The 11,835-nt window shown below is 59.3% G+C and carries 12 protein-coding genes; 7 read left to right on the forward strand and 5 right to left on the reverse strand.

What is annotated here, in order from left to right:
- Positions 1-18 precede the first annotated feature (18 nt).
- Entirely contained in the window at positions 19-372 is a 354-nt protein-coding gene (locus tag HX824_RS05160) for a hypothetical protein (RefSeq protein ID WP_023658819.1), read from the forward strand.
- A gap of 65 nt (positions 373-437) precedes the next feature.
- Here HX824_RS05160 and HX824_RS05165 read toward each other — a convergent pair whose 3' ends face one another.
- Positions 438-1,142 (reverse strand): SDR family oxidoreductase, encoded by a 705-nt coding sequence (locus HX824_RS05165; RefSeq protein WP_003212561.1) that lies wholly within the window; start codon positions 1,140-1,142, stop codon positions 438-440.
- A 100-nt stretch (positions 1,143-1,242) separates the two neighbouring features.
- On the opposite strand from HX824_RS05165, the gene HX824_RS05170 reads away from it, so the two are divergent.
- The 3 genes from HX824_RS05170 (at position 1,243) to rarD (ending at position 4,251) form a co-directional block, all read left to right on the forward strand.
- The gene (locus tag HX824_RS05170) at positions 1,243-2,145 is read left to right on the forward strand and encodes a LysR family transcriptional regulator (protein WP_008432540.1); all 903 of its coding nucleotides are present in this window, start codon (positions 1,243-1,245) and stop codon (positions 2,143-2,145) included.
- Positions 2,146-2,221: 76 nt separating this feature from the next.
- Positions 2,222-3,232, forward strand: a complete 1,011-nt coding sequence (locus tag HX824_RS05175; protein WP_008432538.1) for an aldo/keto reductase — start codon at positions 2,222-2,224, stop codon at positions 3,230-3,232.
- 137 nt (positions 3,233-3,369) lie between these two features.
- On the forward strand, positions 3,370-4,251 hold the full coding sequence (gene rarD / locus HX824_RS05180; protein WP_023658818.1) for an EamA family transporter RarD: 882 nt from the start codon (positions 3,370-3,372) through the stop codon (positions 4,249-4,251).
- On the opposite strand, the gene HX824_RS05185 is transcribed toward rarD, so the two are convergent.
- The 3 genes from HX824_RS05185 to HX824_RS05195 all read right to left on the reverse strand — a co-directional run bounded on the left by HX824_RS05185 (position 4,220) and on the right by HX824_RS05195 (position 7,860).
- The gene (locus tag HX824_RS05185) at positions 4,220-5,452 is read right to left on the reverse strand and encodes a dermonecrotic toxin domain-containing protein (protein WP_256346920.1); all 1,233 of its coding nucleotides are present in this window, start codon (positions 5,450-5,452) and stop codon (positions 4,220-4,222) included. The genes rarD and HX824_RS05185 overlap by 32 nt on opposite strands.
- Before the next feature lie 158 nt (positions 5,453-5,610).
- On the reverse strand, positions 5,611-6,687 hold the full coding sequence (hppD, locus tag HX824_RS05190) for a 4-hydroxyphenylpyruvate dioxygenase (protein WP_003212566.1): 1,077 nt from the start codon (positions 6,685-6,687) through the stop codon (positions 5,611-5,613).
- A 249-nt stretch (positions 6,688-6,936) separates the two neighbouring features.
- Complete coding sequence (locus HX824_RS05195; protein WP_177054226.1) at positions 6,937-7,860, reverse strand: DMT family transporter; 924 nt, start codon at positions 7,858-7,860, stop codon at positions 6,937-6,939.
- A gap of 77 nt (positions 7,861-7,937) precedes the next feature.
- Here HX824_RS05195 and HX824_RS05200 point away from each other — a divergent pair, with 77 nt between their 5' ends.
- The 3 genes from HX824_RS05200 to HX824_RS05210 all read left to right on the forward strand — a co-directional run bounded on the left by HX824_RS05200 (position 7,938) and on the right by HX824_RS05210 (position 11,041).
- The gene (locus tag HX824_RS05200) at positions 7,938-8,810 is read left to right on the forward strand and encodes a LysR family transcriptional regulator (protein ID WP_003212568.1); all 873 of its coding nucleotides are present in this window, start codon (positions 7,938-7,940) and stop codon (positions 8,808-8,810) included.
- Positions 8,811-8,934: 124 nt separating this feature from the next.
- Positions 8,935-10,479, forward strand: a complete 1,545-nt coding sequence (locus tag HX824_RS05205) for an EAL domain-containing protein (protein ID WP_177054227.1) — start codon at positions 8,935-8,937, stop codon at positions 10,477-10,479.
- Positions 10,480-10,675: 196 nt separating this feature from the next.
- Positions 10,676-11,041 carry a histone-like nucleoid-structuring protein, MvaT/MvaU family gene (locus HX824_RS05210; RefSeq protein WP_003212570.1) on the forward strand — a complete coding sequence of 122 codons (366 nt, stop codon included), beginning with the start codon at positions 10,676-10,678 and terminating at the stop codon, positions 11,039-11,041.
- 170 nt (positions 11,042-11,211) lie between these two features.
- On the opposite strand, the gene HX824_RS05215 is transcribed toward HX824_RS05210, so the two are convergent.
- The gene (locus tag HX824_RS05215; RefSeq protein WP_177054228.1) at positions 11,212-11,748 is read right to left on the reverse strand and encodes a DUF4946 domain-containing protein; all 537 of its coding nucleotides are present in this window, start codon (positions 11,746-11,748) and stop codon (positions 11,212-11,214) included.
- Between the last annotated feature and the right edge of the window lie 87 nt (positions 11,749-11,835).

The following is an 11,835-nucleotide window of genomic DNA, read 5'->3' on the forward strand; positions in this document are numbered from 1 at the left end:
ATACGTAGAGGACTTATCATGATCAGTCGACTCTCAAAAATGAAAGTAGCCATGTTGCTCATTGCCACCCTCGCCATCGCAGGGCAAGCAGAAGCCCGTGGAGGATATGGCTATGGCTGGGGTCACGGTTATGGGTACGGGCATGGCGGTGGTTGGGGCTGGGGTGGCCCGGCTTTGCTGGGTGCGGTTGTCGGCGGTCTCGTAGTGGGTTCGGTGGTCGCCAACTCCCAGCCTCCGGTCTATGTGCAGCAGCAACCGGTTTACGTGCAACCGCAGCCGGTGTACATCCAACAGCCGCCGCCGGTCTATTACCAGGCGCCGCCTCCAGGCTATTACTACCCGCCACAACCGGTTCCGGTGCCACGTTATTAAGCACGGCCCTATTACTGATAATGCAGGTCCCGCCTGAAAGCGGGACCTTTTTTATTCAGCTGCCTTTAGAGTAATCCGCCGCCGTCGACATCAATCACGCTACCGGTGATAAACCCGTTCTCCATCGCCAACACGTACCCGGCAGCCACTTCTTCGGCCTGCCCCACGCGCCCCACCGGCAACGCCCCGCCCGCCTTGGCAAACATTGCCAGTCGCTGCTCATCGGACAATCCGGCATACGCCTCGGTGTCGATCACCCCCGGGCTGACCACATTGACCCGCCGTGGCGCCAGTTCCTTGGCCAGTTGCTTGCCCAGCGCTTCGGTCGCCGCATTGATGCCGGTCTTGATGAATTGCCCCGCAACCGTTTTGCGCCCCAACTGCCCCGACGTCAGGGTGATGCTGCCGCGCTCGGCGAGAAATGGCAGCGCCGACTGGATCGCCCGCAGCGAACCCCAGAGCTTCACGTTGAAGTTGTCTTGCGCCAGGTTCAGGTCGGTCTCGATCAGGGCCTTGGCCTGCACCGCAGGCCCTGCGGTGTAGACCAGATGGTCAAACGGCCCCACGGTTTCGAACAAGCGCTGTAATGAGGCTGCGTCGGTCACGTCCACCTGCTCGCTGCGCACCCCGTTCTCCACGGTTGAAGACAAGCGCCGCCCGGCCAGCACCACATGGGCACCGCGTGCCACGGCCTGCTTGGCCACCGCGGCACCAATGCCGCTGCTGCCGCCAATGACGATGATGGTTGTGCCGTTGAGGGGAGATGTCATGGGGAAATACCTGGCTGAGAAAATGAGCTTTCATCTTCCCAGCTTGGCAATCGTTGAAAAATCCCGGTAAAACGACAAGATCTTTAAAGGATTTTTACAAATGAGCTCAATCCTCGACCTTGAAGTGTTCGTACGCACCGCCGACACCGGCAGCCTGTCGGCAGCCGCCCGCAGCCTCAGCCTGACCCCGGCCGCAGCGAGCATTGCCCTCAAGCGCCTGGAAACCCGCCTGGGCATCCGGCTGCTGGCGCGTTCCACCCGCAGCATGCGCCTGACCGAAGAAGGCCGGCGCTACCTCGACAGTGTGCGCGTGGCCCTGGAGGCGCTGTCGGAAGGCGAACAGGCGGTCAAGCAGCAAGGCCAGAGCCTCAGCGGATTACTGCAATTGGCCGCGCCCTCGGATTTCGGGCGCAATGTGCTGCTGGGCTGGCTGGATGAGTTCAAGCTCGAACACCCGAACGTGCGCCTTCAGTTGCTGCTCAACGACAGCAATGCCGACCTGTTCCGCGAAACCGTCGACATCGCCCTGCGTTTCGGCGTACCACGGGACTCCAGCCTGGTCGCGTTGCCGGTGGTGCCCGACCACACGCGGGTGGCGTGCGCCAGCCCCGACTACCTCGCGCGCCACGGTACGCCACGCCTCCCCCAGGACCTGGCACAACACAGCACGCTGCGCTATATGCGCCAGGGTCGGGCGAACAACACCTGGTACTTTCGCCAGGGCGAGGTGCTGCAGGAAGTCGAGGTCGGCGGCGACTACCTGAGTGATGACGGCGAGATCGTGCGGCGCTGGGCGTTGGCCGGTCACGGCATCGCCTATAAAGCGCGGCTGGATGTAGCCCGCGATATCAAGGCCGGGCGCCTGGTGCCGTTGCTCACCGATTGGCAAGGCGAACCGACCCCGTTCAATCTGATGTGTCCCCATCGGTTGCAGGTGTCGGAGCGGGTCAAGGTACTGCACCGCTTCCTGCAACTTCGCTGCGCCGAACTATTACCGCAATAACCGTCGCGGGGCTTGTTCCAGAGCCTTGCTCTCTGGTATTGGATAGGGCCTGTCTCCCCCTTTTGAGGTGTTCACGATGATTTACCGCACACTGGGCCAGTCCGGGTTGAAGGTCAGCGCACTGACCCTGGGCAGCATGATGTTTGGCGAGCAGACCAACACCGAGGACTCGCTGCGCATCATCGACAAGGCCTGGGATCAAGGCATCAACTTTATCGACACCGCCGACGTCTACACCGGCGGGCGCTCCGAGGAAATCGTCGGCGAAGCCATCGCCCGCCAGCGCCAGGATTGGGTGCTGGCCTCGAAGGTCGGCATCGGCCCGGCGGATGGCCTGCCGAACCGCAGCGGCCTGAGTCGCAAGCGGATTTTCAATGCGCTGGAAGCCAGCCTGACGCGCCTCGACACCGATTACCTGGACATCTATTACCTGCACCGCGAAGACCACAACACGCCACTGGAAGTCACGATTTCAGCGATTGGCGACTTGATCCGCGAGGGCAAGATCCGCCACTGGGGCCTTTCCAACTACCGCGGCTGGCGGATCGCCGAAGTGATCCGCGTGGCCGAGCGCCTCGGGGTGGACAAACCGATCATCAGCCAGCCGCTGTACAACATCGTCAACCGTCAGGCCGAGGTGGAGCAGATCACCGCCGCCGCCGCATATGGCCTGGGCGTGGTGCCTTACAGCCCGCTGGCCCGTGGCGTGCTCAGCGGCAAATATGCGCCGGACGTAACGCCTGAAGCCGGCAGCCGTGCCGGGCGCCAGGACAAGCGCATCCTGGAAACCGAATGGCGCGTTGAATCCCTGCGCATCGCCCAGCAGATCCAGCAATACACCCAGGGCCGTGGCGTGGGGATTGTCGAGTTCGCGATTGCCTGGGTCCTGAACAACTCGGCGGTCAGTTCGGCGATTGTCGGGCCGCGCACCGAGGCGCAGTGGGATGCCTACACCGGCGCGCTGGAGGTGAAGATCACGGCGGAGGACGAAGCATTCATCGACTCGCTGGTCACGCCAGGGCATGCGTCGACGCCAGGGTTCAATGATGTGAGCCACTTTGTGTCGGGGCGAGTTGCCCGGCCATAAGTCCCTTTTATGGGGGGACCTGAGAAATCCTCCCATAAACCGCTCCAAAACAGAGCAAACATCTCACCTCAAAAGCACTATATTCCCTCCCTGAAATCCCCCCTTCTTTTGTATCAATCGGCTTTCGTGAGGACAGTGTGTCTAAAGGTGTTGTGTTATCGGTCTTGGCCTCGGTGTTGTTTGCCGTGATGTATTACTTCACGTCGCTGCTTACGCCCTTGAGCGGCCTGGAGATCTTCGGCTGGCGCATGTTGTTGACGGTGCCCTGCATGACCGTGTTCATGATTGTCAGCGGCGAGTGGCGACGGGTGTGGGAACTGGTTCGGCTGGTTGCGGCCAAACCCGCGCTGATCGGCGGGGTCGTGGTGTCTTCGGCCTTGCTGGGGGTGCAGTTGTGGCTGTTCATGTGGGCGCCGCTCAACGGTCGCAGCCTGGATGTATCGTTGGGCTATTTCCTGCTGCCATTGACGATGGTGCTGACCGGTCGGCTGGTGTATGGCGAACAATTGTCACGCCTGCAAAAGATTGCGGTGTTCTTCGCCGGTGCTGGTGTGCTGAACGAGTTGTATCAGGTGGGCGGATTCTCCTGGGCAACCCTGGTAGTGATCATCGGCTACCCGGTTTACTTCGTACTGCGCAAACGCCTGAAGACCGACCACCTCGGCGGGCTGTGGCTCGATATGGCGCTGATGTTGCCGGTGGCACTGTGGTTCGTGCAAAGCGGCGAACAGGGTTTTGCCGTGCTCGACGCCCACAAGGGCTTGTACGCCTTGATCCCGATGCTGGGCTTGATCAGTGCGTCGGCGCTGGTGTGCTACGTCGTCGCCAGCCGCTTGTTGGCCTTCAGCCTGTTCGGGCTGCTCAGCTATGTAGAACCGGTGCTGCTGCTCGGCGTGGCCTTGTTGTTGGGCGAAAGCATCAAGGCGGGGGAATGGCTGACGTATCTTCCGATCTGGCTCGCGGTGATGGTGCTGGTGTTTGAAGGCTTCAAGCATTTGGTGCGTCAGCAGAAGGCCTGACAGCGCTTTTTTTTGCTGCCATTTCGAGCATTACAGCCGTTTGCGACAACCCCCCTCGGATGGCCCCGTAATACGGAATCCTGCCTTGGATTTCGTCGCCTATTTGCGTCAGTGCGGCGTCCATTTGCGCCTTTTCAACGCCAAACAGCTTACCGAGCCGGTTGCCATGGTTGAGTTCAAGCAAGGTGCCGGTGACGGGGTTTTTGACGATTTTTTCGATGGACTGCGCCACATCCTCAGGCACGCCCAGTGCGATCAAGGCCGTCCCAATGCCTGAACCCGGATTCTTCAGTTGGCGGATGAACTCGTCGAACAGCCCCCATAAATCGTTGGCACCCACATTATCCAGGCTGACACTGACGACCGTTTTCAAGTATTGCTCTCGCGAAACAGGCGACAGCGGCTGGTCATTGTTCAGGCCGTTTTTCACAAAGTAGAAGTTGCCCTTGTTACCTCCTCCATGGAAGTTGCCGTAGGCATCGTACTGATAGAGTACGGTTTCTCCGTCCGGACGTGTGCCTGCGAAAGTCACCCGGCCATCACGGGTCTCAACTTTCAGGTAGGTCCCCGTCAGCCCGTTGACCGGTACCGGCGGGACGCTTGTGTGCTTGTCCAGGCGATTGAAGATATCGCCCTTTTCGTAGCCAAAAGGCCCGACCACGGCATTGGTATCGCCTGCTGCGAAGCGCGTCATCGTGTCTTTTACCCGCTTTGTCTGATCGGCAGGTGCATTGCGGGAAAAATGCCCGGCAAATACATCCAACTTGTCAGGGTCGGTGGCGACCTCTTTGAGCCAGGCGTTCATTTCTTCAAGGTTATTGAATTCGAAGAACGAATTGCCCTCCACGTCAGGAATGTACAACAGGACATTCGTTCCGGTTTCAGAGGCGGGTACGCGTTTGACCACCAGAATGTCGCTCGACTGGATCCCGTCCACCGCGAACGTGCAGACCTGCGCACCGACGGTTGATGAGGTACCCGGGGCCAATACGGCATTGGCCAGTTCGACGCCTGCGGCGGTCAGCTCGCCCTGCGCACTGCTCCATTCCACGTTCGAGGAAAACGTCACGCGGGCGACAGTGGCAGGACTTAATGGGGAGGGAACAGTTGGGGCCAAGGGACTGATGGCCGGTTCGTCGTTGACGGCTGCTGCCTGATTCAAACCTGGAGGTGGACTACCGGTGTGCGCAATGACTGTCATACATGAACCTCAACTGGGCATATGACACTGAGTAACGCTGGCAGTGAATTCCGTTCCTGGCCGCTAGCAACCGCCTATGTCCCGATGTTTCTGCCGGGCAACAAAAAGCCCGGCCGGGTGCAATCCCGGTCGGGCTTTTTTGTGTATCGCCCAGGCGATCAGTCAGCGGTCAACACACCACGACGCACTTGGTCGCGCTCGATGGATTCGAACAGCGCCTTGAAGTTGCCTTCACCAAAGCCGTCGTCACCCTTACGCTGGATGAACTCGAAGAACACCGGGCCCATCAGGGTTTCCGAGAATATCTGCAGCAGCAGGCGCTTGTCCCCCGCCACTGACGAGCCGTCCAGCAGGATGCCCCGTGCCTGCAGTTGATCCACCGGCTCGCCGTGGTTCGGCAGGCGGCCTTCGAGCATCTCATAATAGGTGTCTGGCGGCGCGGTCATGAAGCGCATGCCGATCTTCTTCAACGCATCCCAGGTCTTGACCAGGTCATCGGTGAGGAAGGCAACGTGCTGGATGCCCTCGCCGTTGAACTGCATCAGGAACTCTTCGATCTGCCCGGCACCCTTGGACGATTCTTCGTTCAGCGGGATGCGGATCATGCCGTCCGGGGCGCTCATGGCCTTGGAGGTCAGGCCGGTGTATTCGCCCTTGATGTCGAAATAGCGCGCCTCACGGAAATTGAACAGCTTCTCGTAGAAGTTCGCCCAGTAGGCCATGCGGCCGCGGTACACGTTGTGGGTCAAGTGGTCGATGACCTTGAGGCCCGCGCCCACCGGGTTGCGCTCGACACCTTCGAGGTACACGAAGTCGATGTCATAGATCGAGCTGCCTTCACCAAAGCGGTCGATCAGGTACAGCGGCGCGCCGCCAATGCCCTTGATCGCCGGCAGGTTCAGCTCCATCGGGCCGGTTTCGATATGGATAGGCTGGGCGCCCAGTTCCAGGGCCCGGTTGTAGGCCTGTTGCGAGTCCTTGACGCGAAACGCCATGCCGCACACCGACGGGCCGTGCTCGGCCGCAAAGTAGGAGGCGATGCTGTTGGGTTCGTTGTTGAGGATCAGGTTGATCTCGCCCTGCCGGTACAGGTGTACGTTCTTGGAACGGTGGGTCGCGACCTTGGTGAAGCCCATGATCTCGAAGATCGGCTCCAGGGTGCCCGGGGTTGGCGATGCGAATTCGATGAACTCAAAGCCCATCAGGCCCATTGGGTTTTCGTACAGGTCTGCCATTTTCGGTGCCTCATCATCATTCTTGTAATTAACAAATGTTTATTTGCGAGCAAGGATGAGGTCAGCGGGTGGCGCACAGGAGATACCCCGCACGCTGCGGGCGAGGAAGTCACCAAAGATGAGGGGGGACCCGAGTAGCTTCATGGTTACATCAGTCTCTGACGGGCGAGGCTTGCGTTAGCGCAAGTCCTTATTCTTGTATGCGTAAATCGATTCTACACAGCGTAAACAGATTTGTCCGTACTCTTATCAAATCCCCATTGCCCTGGCCCGCGCAAGGGGTTTGTTGCACAGATAGATGCCCAGCAGGATGACCGCCCCACCCAGCAGCATCGGCACGGTCAGTTGCTCGCCAAGCAGCAATGCGCCGCAGATCACTGCCGTCAGCGGATTGAGGGCGATAAATACACCCGCACGGGTGGCGCCGATGCGGCGCAGGCCATCGTAGTAGCCGATGTAGGCCAGTGCCGAACCCAGCACGCCCAGGTACAGCAAACTCATCAGTTGGGGCAGATCAATCCGGCCCAATGCTGCCATCGTTAGCCGACCCGCCACCAGCGTGGTGATCGTCAGCATCAGCGTGCCCAGCAGGATCGACCAGGTCACGGTTTGCAATGGCCCCAGGCGCTGGTTGAGACCCCGGGAAAACAGCGAGTACACGCCCCACCCCACCACGCAGCCGAAAATCAGCAAGTCGCCTACCCACGCATCTGCCGTGCCCTGCAGCAACTGCGGGTTGCGACTGACGATCACCAGCCCTGCGCCACCCAGGCACAGCGCGATCCCCACCAGCTTGAAGCAGCCCAGGCGTTCCTTGAACAGCAGCCACGAGACCAGGCCAATCACTGCCGGGTTCAGCGCCACGATCAACGACGCCCGGGACGCATTGATGTAATGCAGGCCGTAGAAAAAACACAGGTTGTAGAAAAATATCCCGAAAAAGCCCAGCACCATTAATTGCACCCATTGCGCGGTGGTCGGACGCACCAGGCGAATACGCGCGGCGCCCAGGAAGGCCAGCAGCGCCAGGCTGGCCAGTGCAAAGCGCACGGTCGCCGCCAACAGTGGGTCCAGGCCTGCCGCCAGATAGCGCCCGGCAACGAAGGTGCCGCCCCAGATCATGGTCACGGCCGCCAGCTTCAGATACGTCAGACGGTCAGGGCTCGGGTTCATCAGATTTCTACTCACAAGACACGGGATTGGCTTATTGTTTGGCTAATCCCCGATCATCGTAAAATGAGTAAATACTCATGACCCTTACCCAACTGGAAATCTTTTCCCTGGTGGCCGAACTGCAAGGTTTCACCAGCGCCGCCAATCGCCTGGGCATCAGCCAATCGGCGGTGTCCCATGCGATCAAATCCCTGGAGCAGGAACTGGGTGTGGAGTTGATCCGACGTCATCAGTCCCAGGTCGAACTCAGCGATATCGGCCAACAACTGCTGTTGCGCGCCCGGGCCATGCTCGGGTTGGCCAACACGCTGCAACAGGAAGCCGCCGATGCCCGCGGGATGAAGCGCGGCACGCTGCGCATCGGCTCGTTCGGGCCGACCTCATCGATTCGCTTGTTGCCCGCGATCCTGCAGCATTTTCGCGAGCAGCATCCGGGCATCGAGGTGCATGTCGACGAAGGCCCCGATCGCCAGGTGACGCAGTGGCTGGAAGAGCGGCGCGTCGACGTTGGGTTTGTGGTGCTGCCTGAAGAGCGCTTCGATACGTTCCCGTTGATTGAGGACCAACTGGTCGCGCTGCTGCCCTTGGGGCATCACTTGGGCGCGCAGCCAAGTGTCAGCCTGAAAGCGCTGTGTGGTGAACCTTTTATCCTGACCCAGGCCGGTTCGGCCGAACTGGTCTCAAGGCTGTTCGTCGGTGCAGGGTTGCAGCCGGATGTGCGTTACCGCTGCTCACAGCTGCTCAGCACCCTGGACACCGTGCGCCGGGGCGACGGCGTGACCATTGTCGCCGAGTTGTCGCTGCCTGAATCCACGCAGGCGGATTACCTGATCAAACCGCTCAAGCCTGCCGTCAAACGCCAGGTGGGGCTGGCGGTACTGGACCGTCGGCAGTCCTCACCGGCAACCCTGGCATTTATTCAACTGGCCACACGGTTGAAGCTTTATTGAACATGCACAGACGCCTGCCGCCATCTATCATGGCCAATACCGATACGCTTTGTTGGAAGGCCACCGAGGTTGTCCCGACCGCATTTGAGCGTCCTATTGCCCTCTTTCGCTACAGGCTGCGCAAATGCCACTGACCGTCAAAGGCCCCCGAAAGGCCTCCACTCGCCACCTGATCACCCTGCTCAGTGGCGCGCTGCCCATTTTGCTGGGTGTGCTTATCCTGTATTGGCAAGCCGGGCGCACCCTCGAGCACAGCACCGCGCAAACCGCCCAGGAGGCCGTGCGCCAGTTTGACCTGATGCTCGACAACACCGCCCTCGCCGCCCAGGACCTGCTGCCACTGGCCGGCCATGAATGTGATAACCCGACTCAACTGAAGCTGCGGGAACAGGTCACCCGCCGGCCTTTCGTGCGCGCCACCACCTTGTCCTGGCAGCGCAACATCTATTGCAGCTCGTTGTTTGGTGGCAACTACCAGTCACCGGTCAACCCTGAGGACTACGTCGGCGGTCGTCTCTGGCTGATGAAAGGCAACCCGGTGACACCCGACACCGCATTGCTGGTGTATCGCCTCACCGAGGGAGACCGGGGGGCCTTCGCCTCCATTGATGGCTACCACTTGACCAACGCGTTGCGCCTGATCAGCCGATATACCGACCTGGTGTTGCAGGTGGGGCCTAACTGGCTGGCGGCGGATGGCAAGGTGCACAGCACAGCGCTGCCGACATTTTCCGTCGCGCATCATCATCTCGACTCCACACGGTATACCTACAGCGTGGAAGCCGGGATGCCGGAGGGTGAAACCTGGCGCTACATGCAGGCGCGGTATCCTGCACTGTTCGTTCTGGTGGTGTTTTTCGGCGTGCTGGCAGGCATCCTCGCCCACTGGCTGCAAAAGCGCTCATCGGCACCGACCCTGGAACTGCAACGGGCCCTGGGCGCCAATGAATTTGTGCCCTATTACCAGCCAGTGGTGCGTGGCGACAACATCCGGCAGTGGGCCGGCTGTGAAGTGCTGATGCGCTGGAATCATCCCAGGGAAGGCCTGGTGCGCCCGGACCTGTTCATTCCCCTGGCCGAACATTCGGGCCTGATCGTACCGATGACCCGCGCCCTGATGCGCCAGACCGCCGCACAGTTGGCGCCCCACACCGCGCAGTTTGCCGACAATTTTCACGTGGGCATCAACATTACCGCTCGCCATTGTCACGACCTGGGGCTGGTGGAGGACTGCCGGGAGTTCCTCGCTGCCTTCCCGCCGGGCAAGGTGATCCTGGTCCTTGAGTTGACCGAGCGCGAGTTGATCGAGCCCACGGATATCACCCGCCAGCTGTTCCAGGCGCTGCATGAAATGGGGGTAATGATCGCGATCGACGACTTTGGCACCGGCCACTCCAGCCTGGGTTATTTGCGCAACTTCAATGTCGATTACTTGAAGATAGATCAAAGCTTCGTGGCAATGATCGGTGTTGATGCACTCTCGCGGCATATACTCGACAGCATCATTGAACTGTCTGCCAAGCTGGACCTGGGCATCGTTGCCGAAGGCGTCGAAACACAAGAACAATGCGACTATCTGGCGGCCCAAGGCGTTGATTTCTTGCAAGGCTACCTGTTTGGCAAGCCTGTACCTTGCGACGAGTTCATTAGATTCCTGAACAGCCATTGAATAGCCAGCCACTTCAACGGAAATATTGTTATTTATACAAAAGACATGATTTACTCATGACTGATTAACTACTACAATTTTTCCTGCCTGTGCTGAATTGGCAGGAAGGCCACTTTCATTGAGTCGCCTTAAGGCTCTTGGCTTATCGCTTTGTTTGCAGTAGATATCAGCCAAATACACTATTGGAGTATAGATTTTGTCCAGACTCGCCGAATTTCGCGCAGCAGAAAAAGCCCTTCAAGAGCAGCTTGCCCAGCTGGAATCCCTGAAGAACGATGCTGGTTTGAAGAAAGAAATCGAATTCGAAGAAAAGCTGCAAGGGCTGATGAAGACCTACGGCAAAAGCCTGCGCGACATCATCTCCATCCTGGATCCTAACCCGGGCAAGTCCGGCGCTTCCGTCGCTGCCGCACCCAAACAGCGCCGTGCCCGCGTCGTCAAGGTTTACCACAACCCGCACACGGGTGAACTGATCGAAACCAAGGGCGGCAACCATCGCGGCCTGAAGGCGTGGAAAGAACAGTACGGCGCAGCCACAGTAGACTCCTGGCTTCGCGGCTAATGCTTTGCGGCTAGTACAAACGCACTAAGAAAAGCCCTGCACATGCAGGGCTTTTTTGTTTACAGGCATCGATAGTGAAACAAATCAGGACGCTGGCACTTTCAAAAACGAACTTTAAAAAACATTTCACTTTGTTCAAATCGACTTATTTGTCCCTATGCCTACAACGCTCAAAGTTTAAGGCTGTCACGCACCGAACTGACTTCATCCTTGCTTGATTCGTAAGCGTCGGCCTGGCCTGCGTATGAAAAAACATAGGCCTTATCGGTATCGACAGCCCCCACCAACGTTTGCGACAGCACATGCCGACCGTTCTCGGTGATTACACAGGTAGTTTCCAATGCCTCAAGCCGGCTCAATGTTGTGGGGTGCGTCTTGGTGCACACACTTTGATAACCACCCTGGGCAAAGTCCTTCTGGATGGATTTGCGCATTTCCAGCAGCACGCCTTGCAGGTTGACCGTATGCCCCGCTTCGATTGGCGTGCCCGTCAACTCCATGACCATCAAGGTCGCGCCATTCTCATCATTCTTTATGGCCCGCTGGCGGGACACCGCCGACGGTTGCGCCGGGGCCTGGTCGTCGGGCGCCACTTCCTCTACCTGCCAGCCGCTGGGCCAATGAATTTCCGGGTCAGCCGCCCATGCAGCGGTGCTGCCCAGCAACAGGCCCAGGGTACTCAACAACGGTGCGCGAAATCCGGTCATTACGAAAAACACTCAAGGTTCAAGCGACAAAGTTTGGGCCCCTGCACCCGCTGGCCGCAAGGGTTGCGTGACCTTTTTCATTTGGCG

Origin of the sequence: Pseudomonas sp. D4002, from assembly GCF_013385665.1 — a bacterium.
In the GTDB taxonomy this organism is placed as follows: domain Bacteria; phylum Pseudomonadota; class Gammaproteobacteria; order Pseudomonadales; family Pseudomonadaceae; genus Aquipseudomonas.